10 protein-coding genes are annotated in these 17074 nt (G+C 58.0%); 6 read left to right on the top strand and 4 right to left on the bottom strand.

Features of this window, described 5'->3' with window-relative positions; all coding sequences use genetic code 11:
- Nucleotides 1-266: 266 nt before the first annotated feature.
- The gene (locus BLT47_RS09395) at nt 267-4091 is read right to left on the bottom strand and encodes an endo-beta-N-acetylglucosaminidase (protein ID WP_218122528.1); all 3825 of its coding nucleotides are present in this window, start codon (nt 4089-4091) and stop codon (nt 267-269) included.
- A 256-nt stretch (nt 4092-4347) separates the two neighbouring features.
- Nucleotides 4348-5898 carry an AGE family epimerase/isomerase gene (locus BLT47_RS00490; protein WP_074660642.1) on the bottom strand — a complete coding sequence of 517 codons (1551 nt, stop codon included), beginning with the start codon at nt 5896-5898 and terminating at the stop codon, nt 4348-4350.
- Between the two features lie 173 nt (nt 5899-6071).
- Here BLT47_RS00490 and BLT47_RS00485 point away from each other — a divergent pair, with 173 nt between their 5' ends.
- The 4 genes from BLT47_RS00485 to BLT47_RS00470 all read left to right on the top strand — a co-directional run bounded on the left by BLT47_RS00485 (nt 6072) and on the right by BLT47_RS00470 (nt 12056).
- A complete protein-coding gene (locus BLT47_RS00485; protein WP_074660845.1) occupies nt 6072-7064 on the top strand; it encodes a bifunctional riboflavin kinase/FAD synthetase in 993 nt (330 codons plus the stop codon).
- Between the two features lie 295 nt (nt 7065-7359).
- Complete coding sequence (gene rpsO / locus BLT47_RS00480) at nt 7360-7629, top strand: 30S ribosomal protein S15 (RefSeq protein ID WP_049618736.1); 270 nt, start codon at nt 7360-7362, stop codon at nt 7627-7629.
- A 271-nt stretch (nt 7630-7900) separates the two neighbouring features.
- Entirely contained in the window at nt 7901-10462 is a 2562-nt protein-coding gene (locus tag BLT47_RS00475) for a polyribonucleotide nucleotidyltransferase (protein ID WP_074660639.1), read from the top strand.
- 280 nt (nt 10463-10742) lie between these two features.
- Nucleotides 10743-12056, top strand: coding sequence for a M16 family metallopeptidase (locus BLT47_RS00470; protein ID WP_074660636.1), 1314 nt, complete (start codon nt 10743-10745; stop codon nt 12054-12056).
- Between the two features lie 302 nt (nt 12057-12358).
- On the opposite strand, the gene ahpF is transcribed toward BLT47_RS00470, so the two are convergent.
- Nucleotides 12359-13960, bottom strand: coding sequence for an alkyl hydroperoxide reductase subunit F (ahpF, locus tag BLT47_RS00465; protein ID WP_074660634.1), 1602 nt, complete (start codon nt 13958-13960; stop codon nt 12359-12361).
- The gene (ahpC, locus tag BLT47_RS00460; RefSeq protein ID WP_049618732.1) at nt 13961-14521 is read right to left on the bottom strand and encodes an alkyl hydroperoxide reductase subunit C; all 561 of its coding nucleotides are present in this window, start codon (nt 14519-14521) and stop codon (nt 13961-13963) included.
- 302 nt (nt 14522-14823) lie between these two features.
- Here ahpC and dapB point away from each other — a divergent pair, with 302 nt between their 5' ends.
- Both dapB and BLT47_RS00450 read left to right on the top strand, forming a co-directional pair.
- The gene (gene dapB / locus BLT47_RS00455; RefSeq protein WP_074660631.1) at nt 14824-15564 is read left to right on the top strand and encodes a 4-hydroxy-tetrahydrodipicolinate reductase; all 741 of its coding nucleotides are present in this window, start codon (nt 14824-14826) and stop codon (nt 15562-15564) included.
- Between the two features lie 576 nt (nt 15565-16140).
- Nucleotides 16141-17010 carry a hypothetical protein gene (locus tag BLT47_RS00450; protein WP_074660628.1) on the top strand — a complete coding sequence of 290 codons (870 nt, stop codon included), beginning with the start codon at nt 16141-16143 and terminating at the stop codon, nt 17008-17010.
- Nucleotides 17011-17074: the final 64 nt, after the last annotated feature.

The raw sequence follows: 17074 nt of genomic DNA, 5'->3' as shown, positions 1-17074 counted from the left end.
CGAGCACGCCGCTTGCCGCACACACCGCATGCCGCAAAACCGCATGCCGCAAAACCGCGTGCCGCAAAACCGCGTGCCGCAAAACCGCGTGCCGCACGCCGCTTGCCGCACGCCGCTTGCCGCACGCCGCTTGCCGCAAGCGGGGAAGCTGGGTAAAGCGCAGGCGCGCCGCAAAAGCTGACCGCCGGCGCAAGCTCAACTGAGCTCACAACCGGCGGCCAACGGGAAATCGGATACAAATACTTTCTAGCCCACTAGCGGTTTAGCTACTCCCGCGTTTCGCGCGCCCGCCGCCACCAAATGGCAGCCCCGCCGCAAGCCAGAAGCATCAAACCGGCAAAAATGCCTACACCAACCTGCGTTCCAGTAAACGAAAGCCGGCCCCGTTTGCCCTGCTCAGTACGGTCCGCGCGGCTGCTACCGGCAGGCTTTTGGCCTGCCTTATCAGCAGACGCCGAACTTGGTTGCGCGGTCGGCGCGGTACTTGGCTCGGTGCTCTGTGCCATGCTCGGCTCGGTGCTCGGTCCGGTGCTTGGTTTCGTGGTCGGCGAGGTACTTGGCGCGGTGCTCGGTTTCGTGGTCGGCGAGGTACTTGGCGCGGTGCTCGGTTCGGTGCTTGGTGGAGTGACCGGCGCAGGAGGTACCGCGGGAGCAGGGCCGGACGCTTCGATTCGTACCGTAACCGAAGCCTTATTACCGGCCGCGTCCGTTGCGGTGAACCGCAAGATCCGCACGCCCTCCCAATTCGGAGCGCCGCTAACGGTGCGGGTCTGCGGATCATAGGACAAACCATAAGCCGCCAAATTAGAATCTCCGGTTGCCCCATCCGCAGTCGTATCAGTGCCAGTAGCATCGGCGCTTGGCGCTGCTGTGACTACCTGGTTGTCCCCTGCATCTGTAGCACCTTCTGTTCCTGCGAGTTTTTCCGTATCAGCCAGCTTTTCAGCCTGCGGTACGGCCCGCTTCGCCCGCGCGGACCGAGTATTTTGCGCAGGTGTAGCAGTGGCAGTATCCGTAGCTGGAGCCGTAGCCTCCGGCGCTGCGTTCGCGTTAGCCTCACCATCTTGCAGATCTGGTTCAATACTCACCGCCACCTCTGGGGCGGAGAAGTTATCCACAGCCCGCACTGTTATCGGTGTGAGACTTCCACCCGCGCCAATCTTCTGCTCCGTCCACGGGCTCACCCAAATCTCGGGCGCGGCGGCGTCGTCGATCTGCCCACCCGGAGATACCGTTACCGGTGCCGAAACATTACCCGCATAATCAGTAAGCAAAATGCTTACCGGCGAGGCAAGCTCACGTTCGCGCGTTAGCCGCGCGTTCTCGTCCGCGGAAGAACCACGCGTGGCACGCAAAGTTTCCCCATGGTCATTCGGCGCGGCCAAATCCAAGGTTTGCCAATCCTGAGCAGAAGGATTACGCAAATGGAAAGAATCGGCCTGTACAACCAGATCCTGTTGAGCCAGCGGCTTGGCGTAAGCGTCATGGTAGCGGCCGCGCAAGCTCGTTGCCGCGCTACTACCATCAGCTTGTACCGCACTCACCGTAGCCCGGAACGGCAGACCTTCCGGCGGAGCCGGCAAAGTCACCGTAGTTTGCGTCCCCGGCACCTGCACGGAAGCCTTGCCCGCATACAGTTCGGGAGCATAAATATTTTCCAAAGTTACGGTGTAGTTTTCGGGTGCGCCCGCACTTGGCGCCTCCCACGAAAGCGTGACCTCACCGGGCTTTGTAGCCTGCTGGAAAGCCTTTTGTGGATCCAAACCCGAATCATAAGTTAGCTTTTGGGGCATGTGCTTGCCCGGAACCGCCAGGTCACAAGGCTCCGAACGGCTCCCATCCTTGCCAATCGCGGTGAGCCGCAGGGTCCAATTACCGCTCAAGCCTAGATTCTTCACGTAATACGTATCGCCGTAAGTTTTCCCGAGGCGGTGTACGGTGCCGGAAGCATCCACGCCTTCAAGCAGATAGTAGTCAACATTCGCGAAGTTCCCCGGCTGCCAAGAAGCAACCATTTGCCCATCGCTATGCAGTTCATCTATCCGCAAACCAGCAGGCGCATCCGGCTTTGCTTGGCCGTTACTGAGCGCCAAGGCCCCCAGATTCACCTGCAAGCCGTCCTGTTCACCGGTAGCTACCAAACTGATCATAGAAATGCGTTTGCCAGCATACTTAGAAAGGTCAAGGGTAGCGTTTTGCCAGCCGTCACCGGCTGGCGCGGCGGGCAAAGGCAAAATCGCTGCGTTATTTGCTGCGTCACCTGCTGCACCTGCTGCGTCATCTGCTGCGGCACCTGCGGCACTTGCTTCCGCATTAGCTGCGGTAGCGCCCGCAAAGTCTAGACGTACCGCCAGTTGCGGGTGCGGTGCCGGCGCGGTTTCGGAGCTGTTTTCGCTCGCGGTGGCCTCCGGTTTTGGAGTGCTGTTTTGCCAAGTAAGGGCCAGGTTCGACGCCGCAGTTACTTCCAGATCGGTTTTGAACAGCCGGAGCGTGCTAGTCCCGTGCAGGTTTCCATACCAGGCCAGGGAATTACCGCCGGCCCAAGCTCCGCGCGGCGTGAAAGGCGGAGTGGTAGGCGTACCATTCAGCTGGAAACGCGGTTCGGTACCGTAATCGAAATCCGCTTGCATCTTCGTATCGGCGCCGTCATTGGTTATCCACCACTGCCAGGAAGGTAGAATTGCCTGCGCGCCCATATCCGACCACGCGGAATCATTAGAAACCTGGCCGTCCGTGTAGGAACGCAGGCCTTTCCCGGTCGAAAAATCGGTGGCGAAATTCTGCCCGCTAATCACAGAACGCGCCGGCGTAAAATCGGCTACGCCCGGCCAACCGGACTTCGTTACGCCCACTTCCGGGCGGGTTTCTACCGCCCCTGCCTGGGTCACATCCTGGCGCGGCCCAGAGAAGTACATACGTTCACGCTGCGCCACCATCCACTGATATTCGTCTTGCTGCATGAAGGGGAACTCGGGAGAGGTACGGCCGGTGGCGGTTTTAATGTCGTCATCCAAACCCCGCTGATACATATCGGAAGGGGTGAACAGTGCCAAAGAAGTAACCGGTGAATGATTCTCGGCCGAAGTGAAAGAGCGGTCCACATTACCGGGGCTGGCAAAACCAGTTTGATTCGCTTCAATGCCCGCAAACACTTCCGCGTAAGGGTCATAACCGTGGCTCTCCGCAAAGCTACGCATACTATGTGGGTCGCCGCCATAGTTCACGAACACAGAATTGTGGATCTGCCCGTGCTCTTTGTCTTTCAGCCAGGAAGCCTTGGCCTCATCAAAGCTCGAATTCACGTCATACCACTGTGTCCACAATCCTTGGGCCGTTAAATAGGCCATGAGCGGCTTGAACTCGCTCGGGTCGCTCCCGCGTTCTTCCTGGTTCAGGAAGTAGCCGTCAAAGCCATAGTATTTAGCCATTTCCACGAGTTTGCGGCCAATAATGTAACCTTCCGAATCCTTATCAAACATTTCGGAGAAAGTAAGGCCGGGCCGGAAGAAGGGATCGAAATAGATGACGGCAATAGACTTCACTCCATTACGGTGAGCGGCGTTAGTGTATTGCGGCGTCGGAATGGAAAGCACCCCGAACTCAAACCCGCGGTTTCGCCAATCAGAGGTGGGCGGGTCATACAGCGACTGCGGGACCCCCTTCGAAGCCGCCCCGTGCCAAGGTGCCCAATAATCGGCATACTGCCAGAAATTCAGCGTGTGGTCCCCAAAAGTATTGTTGTAGGTGGTGGAACCGAAGAAAGAGTTCCCATAATCTCCTTGCATGAGCATAACCTGGGCTTTGCCATCAAGTTCGGGACGTACCTGAGTTGCTGGATTATGGTCGATGCGAGACTGCAAGGGCACGGTAGCGCGCAACTGCGCGGAGAATGGATCTGTTTCCGGGCTCCAATCGCGAATATCTTGTACCCGATATCCGGCGACGACGGGTTGGGCACTTCCCGGGCTAGCCTCCCCGCGTGGTGGGTAAGAATCTGCGCCAAAGGCGTTTGGTATAGCAAAGGCGCCGAGGGCAAAAGCCAGGCCTGCGGCCACGGCTTTATACCCCCGATGTTTTGGTGTCTTTCTCATCGAATGTTCCTTAAATAAATAACGAGAAATTAGGGAATTGGGAATCGGTGAGCGGAAAATGATTCACGTGGCCAGACCGCCGCAACTATCCGGCAACTTTGCAGGTAGTGGCATGACAATATGGCCGGTGGTAGATCGGCCCGCGAGCTAGCTTGGTACCGCTCCGAGGCGAGTAGCAGCAAGCAACCGCGCCGCCAAGCTAAGGGCTATAAAGTCTGGCTTACGCCAGTATTTAGGCCTGCACGGAGAGTCCGATTTAGGCCTGCGCGGTGAGCTTTAGGGCACCCGCGAAGCACGGGGAGAGCGGCAACCCATCCATGAGCATGGCCTGGGCGGCATGGTATACATCGGGTTTACCCGGCCAAGTGATACGCGAAGGCTGGTTTTGTGCATCCAATTCATGGATCCATAAACCTGGCTCGTGCACCAAATAGGTACGGGCATACGCAATAAACTGCCGGTGCCAATCCCGGAAATAGGCAGCTTCCGGAACCGGGGCGGGATCCAGAATCGGTGCGGCGTCGGAAATCGGGGAAACCTCGGAAACCGGGGCAACCTCGGAAATCGGGGCGGCGTCGCTGGTTGCGTCCGCTACTACGTGGCTTACCGCGCTCGCGGTTGTAATCATTTCCGGGTGGGTTTCACTGTAGGTAGCAAAAGCGGCGGCGGCACTAATTGCTTCGCAGACTGTCCAATGCATGCGTTCATGCACGATCGGTTTCCGATCCGGCGCGATCGTGTACACGAAACCGGGAGCACCGTCTATGTTCCATCCGTCGCGAATCGCGGTGGCAAATAATTGGTGTGCCAGCTGGGGAAGCTGCGCAAAAACCCGCGCCGGTAACTTGCCGAAGGGGGAGCCAGTATCGGCGTCACTGCGGGCCGTCCCGCTAGGTGTTGGCGCTTCGCTAGATATTGCTACTTTGTTCGACGTCGCTACCGCACCCGCAGTATCCGCGAGCGCCGCAGCCTGCTGGGCATGAGTTTCTACCGCGGCCCAGAACTGCAAAATCAACCGCGACCATTCCACGCCGTGCCCGGGCGTATAACCGTAGGGCCGGAAGGGATCGGCGGGATTATCGCGGTTGAAATCGGGGAGGGGCTGCCAGGTGGCGCTGAAATGCTCTGGAATATGCCAGCCGGTACAGGCGGCCTGCCCGAGCACGAAATTAATGATTTGTGAGGCTTTGGCTAGCCAGCGCGGGTTGCCAGTGGCGTCCCAGGCCGCCAAACTTGCCTCCAAAGTGTGCATATTCGCGTTCACGCCGCGATAGTTTTCCGATTCCGTGAACGCCCGGTCCCAAGATTCGCAGACCAGGCCGTACTGTTCTTCCCAGAAGAAATTCTCGTGTGCCGTGAAGGCTAAAGCGAAAAGTTCTTCCGCACCGGTAATTCCCGCCTGAATGCCGGAACTGGCGGCTAACAACACGAAAGCGTGGGCGTAGGCTTCTTTGCGGTCAGCGCCCGGGCCGGAAGGCAGACCGGTAGCGGCCGTGAGGCGGGAGAAAAACCCGCCGTGGGCGGTATCGAAGAAGTGCTCGCGCAAACACTTAATCCCAAAAGTTGCCAGCTGCCGGGCAGAATGCGGGCCCGGTTCCGCTTCTGCCTGTTCCCGCAAAGCTGCCAGGCAGAAAACATGCGTCATGCGGCAGTTGATCCATAATTCGAGGTCGTGGTCAGGATCTAGCTGACCGTCATAATCTAAATACCCAAACCCGAAGCGGGTGCGCGATTGGGCGGCGCGCGCTACCAAAGCACGAAACTCACTTTTTTCCCAAGCGCTAATTTCTGGGGCGGTTGGCACCATATGCGTCTCCCTTGACGATGCTCTACTAAACCGTTGTAGTACACGTTAGCACCGCTAAGTGCGTCTCGAAAAGGGGCGAATGTGCACCCGCGCCACCCCTGAGACGAAAGTCCTAGATGTTTGCTTGGGTGTGCGTACTGCTTTCTGTGCCCCGTAAAAGGTATGGTGAGGGGGTGCAAATTTGGCGTAGGCCGGAAGACATCCCGGCAGACTTGAGTGCAACAGCTGTAACGTTCGGTATCTTCGACGGCGTACATCGCGGCCATCGGGCGATTTTACGGCGGACCGTAGAAATGGCCCGCACCCATGGGTGGATGCCGGTGGTCCTCACTTTTGATCCGCATCCAGCAACAATTCACAACCCGAAGAGCAAGGTCCCGCTCATTATCAACTTAGAAGACCGGCTCAATCGCATTGCCGCCTCCGGGATCGGTGCTACCTATGTGCAGGATTATTCACTCGCCTATGCGCAAGCCTCCCCGCAGGAGTTTTTTACCCGCCAGCTGATGGGCCAATTGCGGGCCCGCGGAGTTGTTGTTGGTGAAGATGCTCGGTTCGGGCGCGGTAACGCCGGCGATACGCGTGCCCTTCTCAGCCTGGGGCAACGCTTCGGTGTGGATATCGACGTCGTGAGCGACCTGTGCGGGCCGGATGGGCAGCGTTGGTCTTCTACAAAAGTTCGGGAACTCCTCGAAGCTGGAAATGTTAGCGATGCCGCCGAAATCTTAGGGCGCCCACACCGTATCCGTGGCGTGGTGGAACATGGCGCTAAGCGGGGACGGGAACTTGGATTCCCCACCGCGAACCTTTCCGGAAGCGAGTTGGGGGAAGTTCCTGCCGACGGCGTCTATGCCGGTTGGCTGGTACGAGCGGTGCCAGGCACGCGCGCCACCGAGTATCTTCCGGCCGCGATTTCCGTGGGCAGTAATCCGCAATTCGGGGCGAAGAGCCGCACGGTAGAAGCACATGTGCTCGGACGTTCGGATCTAAATCTGTACGGCGAAGAAATTTCCGTGGAATTTATTGCTTATATCCGGCCCATGATGAAATTTGATGAGGTGAGCGGTCTGCAAGCCCGCATGGATCAGGACTTGCTAGAAGTGGCGGACAAATTAGGAGTTCCGCCTGCCGTCCGCCTCGCGCCCGGGCAAGTAACCGCGCAGTAAGCAACTCCGCTAACCGCGCAGTAAGCAACCCCCGCAACCGCGCAGTAAATGGTGGTAAATAACCGCGCAATGAGCGGCTGCGTTGCTTCAGGAATCACCTTCGCCTCACCTGAATCGTCCGCACCCTGCCGGCCTTGCTTGCGAGCAGTGTCGACCTTGCTTGCGAGCAGTACCACAAGCGGGAGGGTATGCACGGGTGCTAAGATATTTGATTGCCGTCGATCGGCCGCGGTAGCGTCATGCTCGGGAGAACAGGCCCCGCTGCTCCGCGCAACGGATACTAAAGGAGAATCGCATGTCCCTCTCTACTGAGGAAAAGCAGAAGATCATTGCCGAATACGCGACCCACGAGGGAGACACCGGTTCGCCGGAGGTCCAGGTGGCTCTGCTCTCGGCTCGTATTAAGAACCTGACGGAGCATTTCCGCACTCACGTTCACGATCACCATTCGCGGCGCGGTTTGATGCTCTTGATCGGGCAACGCCGTCGTTTGCTGACGTACCTGGCCGATGAGGATATTGAACGTTACCGTTCTCTCATTTCGCGCCTAGGACTGCGTCGCTAGGAGAAAATCGTGGGCGGCTCGGAGTAGTTCCGGGCCGCTTTCAGTATGCCATGAGGGTTTTCCAGTTTCGTCCAGAAATCTGGCCTCGTGTGCAAACACTAATAGAAGATATAGATAGCAGGAGATCCCGTGTGGTCTTCGGTGATAGCTTCCGGAGAATGCAAAGAATATATAAGCCGGCCGCAAGCGCATTGCTGCGAGCCGCTCACTCCGTGAGTTTTTACTGACGACCGCGGCGGGAAAAGATAAGAAACAAGAACAAGGAGGTCCCGTGGAGGGTCCTAACGTACATTCCGTGGAAGCCGTGATCGATAACGGCTCCTTCGGTACCCGCACGATTCGTTTTGAAACTGGGTTGCTCGCCCAGCAGGCGTCGGGAAGCGCCTTGGCCTACCTGGACGGAGAAACTACTGTCCTTTCGGCCACCACCGCTTCCAGCGCCCCGAAAGAGCATTTTGACTTCTTCCCGCTCACCGTTGATGTAGAAGAACGCCAATACGCCGTGGGCCGGATCCCCGGTAGCTTCTTCCGCCGGGAAGGGCGTCCCTCAACGGACGCTATTTTGGCTTGCCGGATTATCGATCGGCCTTTGCGTCCACTGTTTACCAAGGGGATGCGTAACGAAGTGCAGATCGTGGCAACCGTGCTTTCGGTAGCCCCGGACGATGCTTATGACGTACTCGCTATCAATGCGGCTTCGCTTTCCACTTCGCTTTCCGATCTACCCTTTGCCGGGCCGGTAGGCGGCACCCGCCTTGCCCTGGTAGATGGCCAGTGGGTGGCATTCCCGCGCTATTCGGAAATTGCCCGTTCCACCTTCACGATGGATATTGCGGGCCGCGTGGTGGGTAACGACGTCGCTATCACCACGATCGAAGCGCAAGCGCCAGAAAAGACCGAAGAAAACATTACTTCCGGCGGGATTGCACCCACCGAAGCGATCGTTTCCCAAGGTATTGAAGCCGCCAAGCCAGTGATTCGCACCCTGTGCGAAGCCCAGCAAAAGCTCATTGACGAATGCGGTAAGGAAAAGGTGGAATACCCGATCTTCCCCGATTACGCGGAAGAACAGTACGCCGCCGTCGAAAAGCAACTGGGTGATCGCTTCGATGGCATTTTGGGCATTGTGGATAAGCAGGAACGTGATAACGCGCTCAACGAGCTTACCGAAGCGGTGGTCAGCGAACTGACCAGCGGAGACGATGCTGCTTATGACGAAGAAGAAGACGCGAAGGCACTAAGCGCGGCAGTAAACGCTAGCTTCAAGCAGGTTATGCGCGAACACGTGCTTACCCAGGGTGTGCGTATGGACGGGCGCGGCCCGCGCGATATTCGGTCTCTCTACGCCGATGTGGCAGTGCTTCCGCGCGTGCATGGATCTTCTATCTTCCAGCGCGGCGAAACCCAGGTTTTGGGTGTTACCACGCTTAATATGCTGAAGATGGAACAGCAGCTTGATAACCTTTTGCCGATAACGGCAAAGCGTTACATGCACCACTACAACTTCCCGCCCTACTGCACCGGCGAAACCGGCCGCGTAGGTTCGCCCAAGCGGCGCGAAATCGGGCACGGGCACCTCGCGGAAATGGCACTCGAATCGCAGTTGCCCTCCCGTGAAGAATTCCCGTACGCCATCCGGCAGGTATCGGAAACCATGGGGTCGAATGGTTCTTCCTCCATGGCATCCGTGTGTGCCTCTACGCTTTCCTTGCTCAACGCGGGCGTGCCGCTGCGCGCCCCGGTGGCCGGTATTGCCATGGGTCTGATCACCGCCGAAATCGACGGCGAAATGCGTTCGGTAGCGCTTACCGATATCCTCGGCGCGGAAGACGCCCTGGGAGATATGGACTTCAAGGTGGCTGGCACCAAGCAGTACATCACCGCCCTGCAGCTTGATACCAAGCTCGACGGGATTCCGGCAGACGTACTTTCTAGCGCGCTGGACCAAGCCCGGGACGCACGGGTGGCAATCCTCGACTTCATGAGCGGAGCAATTGACAGCCCGGACGAAATGGCTCCCACCGCGCCGCGGATCCTTACCGTGAACATCCCGGTGGATAAGATCGGTGAAGTGATCGGCCCGAAGGGCAAGATGATCAACCAGATCCAAGACGAAACGGGCGCCGAAATCACCATTGAAGAAGACGGCACTGTTTTCATTGGCGCTACCGATGGTCCGGCCGCGGAAGCCGCTCGGGATATGGTCAACGAGATCGCCAACCCGCAACTACCGGAAGTGGGCGAACGCTACGTAGGTACCGTGGTCAAGACCACCACCTTTGGCGCTTTCATTTCCCTCACTCCGGGCCGCGACGGCCTTCTCCACATCTCGCAAATCCGCCGCCTCGTAGGTGGTAAGCGCGTGGAGCAGGTAGAAGACGTGCTCAACGTGGGTGACAAGGTAGAGGTAGAAATTACCGAGATCGATGATCGCGGAAAGGTTTCCCTCGCCGTTGCCGGGGGCGCCGACGCCGAAAGCACGGATGCCGAAAACCACGGCACGGAAGAAGAAACCGAGGAAGCATCGGAAGCTAAGGAAGCATCGGAAGCTGAGGAAGCACCGGAAGCTAAGGAATCGGCTTCCAATTCGCGCGGATCGCGGCGCAGCCGCACCCGCCGGCGCACCTCCACCCGTTCTTCTGCCACGGCCGATTCGGCTGAATCTGCACCTTCCGCCACTTCCGCGGAAGAAGCAGAAGAAAACGACGGTGAGGCTGCATCCGAAGAAAACGGTGAAGCACGGCAAGGTGGGCGCGGTTCGCGCCGTACTACGCGGGGAAGCCGGGGCAGCCGGCGTCGCCGCCGCACGCACACCAAGCCGGCTGAAGGCTAAAAACAGATTACATACGCGGCGCTACCGGCCCGCGTAAACTCGCGGTCCCCGGGTGGGCAGGGCAGTAGCCCCGCCACCCGGGGACCGCCGTGCTGTTACCGAAACTCACGGGCATCTGCTGGCGCCCCACTCCCCGGGCAACGGAATCGGCGTGTGCGGAAATGGAAACTCCCGCACCCGTGCTAGCGAACCAATACTTGTATACGTTCCGCTACATGTATGAGCACCGCTAGCGGTTGTATCTGCACCGCTAGCAGGAAAAAACAGTTAGGCTGGTCCGGTGCATTATTCGCTAATTGATCTCCCCTTGGAAACAGGGCACAGCTTAGACCTAGATGATGAAGGCGCGCGGGTGCGCCGCTCCGTACTACCCGGCGGTTTGCGGGTTTTGACTTCGGCTTTGCCGCATGTGCGGTCCACCCATGTCGCATTTTGGGTAGGGGCCGGTTCGCGTGATGAAACTCCCGGTACGGAAGGTTCCACGCATTTCTTGGAACACCTGCTCTTTAAAGGTACTGCCACGCGCAGCGCGCAAGATATTGCGGCCGAAAGTGACTATTTGGGTGGCGGTTTTAACGCCGCCACTTCCAAGCAATACACCTGCTATTACGGGCATGTAATTGACGAAGATCTGCCGCAAGCTATTGCTTTGCTAGCGGATATGATCACTTCCGCCAAACTTGCCGAAGTGGATTTCCAGACCGAACGCGGCGTGATCCTAGAAGAGCTCGCCATGTACGCCGATGATGCGTCCATGGTGGCCATGGAAAAACTACCCGAGCTAGTGTTCGGGAAACATCCTTTGGGCCGGCCAATTGGCGGCACCCCAGAAGATATTAAATCCTTAGCGCACACGGCCCTCACCTCGCACTACCACGCCGTGTACCGGCCCGCAGAGCTAGTAGTAACCGCGGCCGGGGCAGTGGACCATGAAGATTTTTGCCGCCGTGTAGTAGATGCCTTGGAAAATGGTGGCTGGAAGTTTGCGGCTACCGAAAATCCGGCCACCCGCCGGGAAAGCGACAGCATCCAATATCCGGCCGGGCAAGACGTGCGACTCCAAAAAGACGTCGAACAAGCCGCGGTACTCATTGGCATGCCGGGTTTGGATGTGCGAGATGAGCGCCTGCCGGTGCTGTTCGCCTTGAATGCGATCCTCGGCGGAGGTAGCTCTTCCCGGCTCTTCCAAGAGATACGCGAAAAGCGCGGCCTGGCTTATTCGGTCTATTCGTTCCTGAACGCATACCGGGAAGGCGGTATGTACGGTTTGAGCGCCGGGTGTGCGAACGAAAACGCGCCTGCAGTTATGGAACTTATGCATAGCGAACTGGATCGTTTAGCTCGCGACGGTGTAAGCGCCGAAGAAGTGGAATCGGCATTCCGGCGGGTGCGGGCCGATATCGTCTTCAGCGGGGAATCCGTGAACGCGGAAATGCAACGTTTAGGCACCTCCGAACTAACCCGCGGCCAGCTCATTTCCAAAGGTGAACATATTCGCCGGGCGCGGGCAGTTACGGCCGCAGATATCGCGGAATTGGCGCGCGAGCTTGCCAGCGGGCCGCGTTCCAGCGTCATCGTGGGCGCCGCGCAGTAAACAGCGTGGACGCCGCGTCATTATTCGCCCTTACAAACAACGAAAAAGAACCCGGCTGGGAATCTCGGTTGTACTAGAGATTCCCAGCCGGGTTGCAGTATTGCAATAAACGAGGTGAGCGGCCCTACCCCAGGAGAGCTGTTCTACCTACCCCAGGAGAGCTGTCCCAACTTAAGGGAAGCGGCTCTAAGTTAGGGGAGCGGCCCTAAATTCGGTTTGCCAGTTAGGCCGGTTTGCCAGTTTTAGGGAAACCGGGGAACTGGTTTTTCGCGAAACAGCTCCATGAACCCGCAGTGCTGGTTTTAGGCTTCCACGCCCTCGCGGATCATATGGTTGAAGGCGCCGAGCGCCGCGGTAGCGCCGGATCCCAAAGCGGTCGAAACCTGCTTGAAGGGACCATCGGTACAATCTCCGGCGGCATACACTCCCTCGAGCGAGGTAGCGCCTTGCTTATCCACAATGATTTCGCCAGCCCGGTTGCGTTCCACAGTATCGCCCAACCAGGCGGTTGCAGGAACCAGGCCGATCTGAACGAAAACGCCGGAAAGGTCAATTTCGTGGCGTTCACCAGAGGCACGATCATTCCAGGCCAGGCCGGTTACCTTTTCGCCGTCGCCGAGCACTTCGCTCACTGCCGCATTCACGTGAATATCAATGTTTTCCGTGGCTTCGGCCTTCTTGATGAGTACCGAATCGGCGTTGAGGTGGTCTTGGAACTCGAAGAGGGAAACGTGGCTGGCTACGCCCGCCAAATCGATGGCGGCTTCCACGCCGGAGTTACCTCCACCCACCACCGCCAGCGGTTTGCCGGCGAACATGGGGCCATCGCAGTGCGCGCAGAAGGAAACGCCCTTCGTGCGGTATTCGGATTCGCCCGGCACTCCGAGCAAACGCCAGCTCGCACCCAGCGCCAAAATTGCCGACCGGCCGCGCAGCTCCCCACCGCCGGCGAAGGTCACGTGGATCTTACCGGCATCGGTACGCTCCAAACCGGTGGCTTCTACCGATTCGTAAATATCGATCTCGTAATCTCCGAGGTGGCGTTCAATGGCTGCCCCAAAGTCAACACCTTCGATATGCGGGGTGCCGGTAATGTTTTCGATATCGGTGGTTTCCAATACCTGACCGCCGATCGTGCCGGTAGCCAAAGCCGTCTTCAAACCCTTGCGGGCAGAATAGATCGCGGCCGTCGCACCGGCCGGGCCGCCACCGATCACGAGCACGTCGTAATCATCGGCCTTATCCATACGCCGTTCCGCGATGGGGCGTAGCGTGCCGTCCGGCGTCGTACCCGAAGCATCTGCGAGCTTGCCGGATTCGGCCAGCTTCGCGATGATTTTCTCCACGCCCATGCGCCCTTGTGCGAATTCTTCCCCATTCAGGTAGATCGTGGGCACACTGAGCACACCCAAACGTTCTACTTCGGCGCGATGCGAGCTGCCTTCTACCGCGGTGTGGCGAATCTTTGGGTTGAGTACGCTCATCGCGTTCAAAGCTTGTACCACTACCGGGCAGTTTTGGCAGGTCTGGGAAATGTAGGTGGTGAATTCCAGGGCAGGAAGTTCGCGTACGGCTTGCGCTACATCCTCGTCGATCTTTACGGGATGCCCGCCTACCTGGAGTACGGCCAGCAGGAAGGACTCGAACTCCCTCCCGCCCGGATAGCCGGCGAAAGTTACCGCTACATCGGTACCGGTACGGCTAATCCGAAAAGCAGGGGCCCGCTCACCAGTAACTTCGCGCACCGTAATCTTTTCGGAAATCGCCGCGGTTTCCTCCAGGAAGGCACGCAACTTTGCCGATTCCGGAGACTCATCAGCCACGAGTTCAAGTTCGATCGGTTCGCGGATGAGCTCGAAATACTTCTTCAGCTGCGCTGTTGTTTGTGCATCCAAAACTGTCATTTAGATCTTCCCCGAGAGGTCGAAGGACGGAGTGAGGGTCTCATCGCCCTCTTCCCAGTTGGCCGGGCAGACCTGGTCCGGATGTGCCCGTACGTGCTGGGCGGCCTTGACCTTGCGGAGCAGTTCCTTAGCGTTGCGGCCCACACCCTCCGAGGTGGTTTCGATGTATTGGATGATGCCGTCCGGATCGATGAGGTAAGTGGAACGATCCGCCAGGCCAGTGGGACGCATATTGTCGAAAGCCTGCGTGATTTCGCCCTTCACATCGCCAATCATCGGGTAGGTGACCTTAGAAACGTCGGGCGAAGTTTCGTGCCAAGCCTTGTGCACGAAGTGCGAATCACGGGAAACCGAATAAACATCTACGCCGATCTCCTGCAGTTCGGGGTAGATCTCTTCCAGATCTGCCAGTTCCGTGGGGCAGACGAAGGTGAAATCACCCGGGTAGAAGAAGACGATCACCCAGCGCCCGGCAAAATCTTCGGTCGAAACATCGATGAACTTGCCGTTGTGGTAAGCCTGCGATTCCCAGGGCTGAATCTGGGTATTAATAAGCGACATGTACTCTCCTTGCTAAAAATCGGGCTTTTCGGCTCGATTGAGCCATGCGATGCGACTCTTTTCATCGCCTGTGCATCCACTATAGATGCTTTTCTGGAATGATTCCAGTCTTATCGCTGGGCGCCTAAATGTGGCGTCCGGAACGTAAAAATACAGAAGTCGGTAGGCGAAGTGTTTTCTGTCCAGTTGCGGGTAGCCCGTGTTCTTTGTGGATTGCGCGCGCTGTGGACGGCGCTCTTTGTAGCTTGCGCTCGCTGTGGACGGCGCGCGCTCGTGGGCAGGCGTCCGGGTAGGCTCAGTACATGATTAAAGTTGCGGTTGTAGGCGCCTCGGGGCGTATGGGTAAAACTGTGTGCGACGCGGTCACGGCGGCCGCGGATCTGAAATTGGTGGCCCGGCTTGACCATGGCGATCCGCTCACCGCGGAGAACCTGAACGGCGCCACAGTAGCGGTGGAATTCACCGTTCCGGATGCCACGAAGGCTAATGTGCTCGCCCTGCTCGAAGCGGGTGTTGATGTGGTGGTGGGAACCAGTGGGTGGGACGACGCCGACCTTGCGGAAGTAAAAACCCGGGCACAAGAAACTGGGCAAAGCGTGTTAGTGGCCCCAAACTTTGGGCTTTCCGCGGTATTAGCCATGAAATTTGCGGAACTGGCAGCGCCGTATTTTGAATCCGTGGAAGTGCTCGAAATGCATCACCCTGACAAAGTGGACGCGCCTTCCGGTACTGCTTTTGCTACCGCGCAACGTATTGCCCAAGCCCGGCAAAAGGCCGGGGTGCCGGCCAGTCCTGATGCGACGACGATTGATCCGGAAGGTGCGCGCGGGGCCGTGATCGATGACGTGCACGTGCACGCGGTCCGTTTGCGCGGGCTGAATGCGCACGAAGAAATATTGCTGGGCAACCCGGCAGAACAATTGGTAATCCGGCAAGATTCTTTCGACCGCACGAGCTTTATGCCCGGAGTTTTGCTGGCCGTGCGGAAGATTTCTGGCCGCGGCGGGCTTACCTACGGGCTGGAAGATCTTCTTGACCTGTAGCTGTGGAAAACTCCCGGGGCTTGCAAGTAATTAGGCGGATCAGCTGAGGTTATGGGGCGAGCTGAGGAAACGTACTGGTTATGCCAGTGCTTTACCTCTAAAATGACAGGAAGGTTGGAGAATGGATTTGTAGGATATTTCCAAAAATGAAGGATCCTATGGCTTCTAATTGGCGGCGAAGCCGCTGCGCCGGCCGATAACACCCCGTTCCCACCCCTTGGGAAACTTGGGAAACAACACTATCCCTGGGAAACAGAAACACTGTCCCTGGGGAAACACTGTCCCTGGGGAAACAAACACTGCCCCTTGAGAAACCCTGCCCCTTGAGAAACTCTCTCTGCGGCAAGAAAATCTTCGCGCATAAGCCTTCGCGAGATAGCTATCGCGGGAGAGCTTTTCCGGTAATGAAATGAACAGGAAGCTATCCCGGGAACATAGGACTTCCGAGGAAGTGTTTCCTGCGGGAAACCGCTTTTCCGTAAGGAAAGGTTTTGCCGGAAGTATTTCCAGGAAATCGGTTTTCCAACGGAAAAGCGGAGCGGGGAAAACTGGGAAGCGAAATAAACGAGGAAAAATATGAGCCAGAACGACGAATCGACTACGCAAAATGGAGCGACGCCGCTCGGCGGCATGCCTCCCTCGCCGCAATCGGCCGGTGCGCCGCAAGGCCCCGAAGTAGGTTCCGGGGCCGGCGCCCCCGGAACCGGGCAACCGCAGGCGGGTCAGCCAAATGCGTGGCAACCGCAGGCGGGCCAGCCGCAGGCAGCTCAGCCGGGTGCCGGCCAGCCGGGCGGGGAGCGGCCAGACCAAGGCCAGGCCTACCCGGGCCAGCCGCCAGTAACTGCGGGAGCCGGAACTACCGGTACCTCTGCCTTTTCTGCCCAGCCGGGGTCAACTCCTTTCTCTCCGCAACCGGGGTCAACACCTTTCTCTCCGCAACCGAAGAAAAAGAAGACCGGCCTCATTGTGGGCATTATCGTGGCGATTATCGTCATCATCGCGATAGTGGCCGCAGCTTTCTACTTCCTTGGCAAGGGCAATGGCGGAGCCGAAAGGTGGAAGCCGATCTTAGAGCTACAGGCCGAGTTTGATCCTGGGTACGACCAGGCAAACATCGACAAGGATGCCAAGTGCTTGGCGAAGGAAACCGACGGCAAGATCTCGGATAATTTCTTTGCCATGATGGACGTAGTTCTCTCGGATAATTACGACGAATCGAAGATTCCCACGGATTACAGCTTCGATCAAATGGAAAAGGACGCCCAGGAAGTTGACCGCGCCATGGTGGCTTGCGGACTGCAAGAAGAATACGACCCCGATTTTGAACAAGAAATAATCGACGGCGAAGAACCGGGTGGCGACGATGCATTTGGTAGCGATGATGCATTTGACGGCGAAGATGCACCTGGTAGCGGAGCGGGCAAGAGAAACAATTCCAGCAACTAAGAGACGAACCCAAAAACTCTGGTTTGCCTAGGAAGCAAAAGCTCCGGCCTGTCTAAGAGCCAAA

This window comes from Actinobaculum suis (genome assembly GCF_900102025.1).
GTDB classification, from domain to species: Bacteria; Actinomycetota; Actinomycetes; order Actinomycetales; family Actinomycetaceae; genus Actinobaculum; species Actinobaculum suis.
The sequence above is the reverse complement of the archived record's forward strand: the minus strand, read 5'-3'. Positions and strand labels throughout refer to the sequence as shown.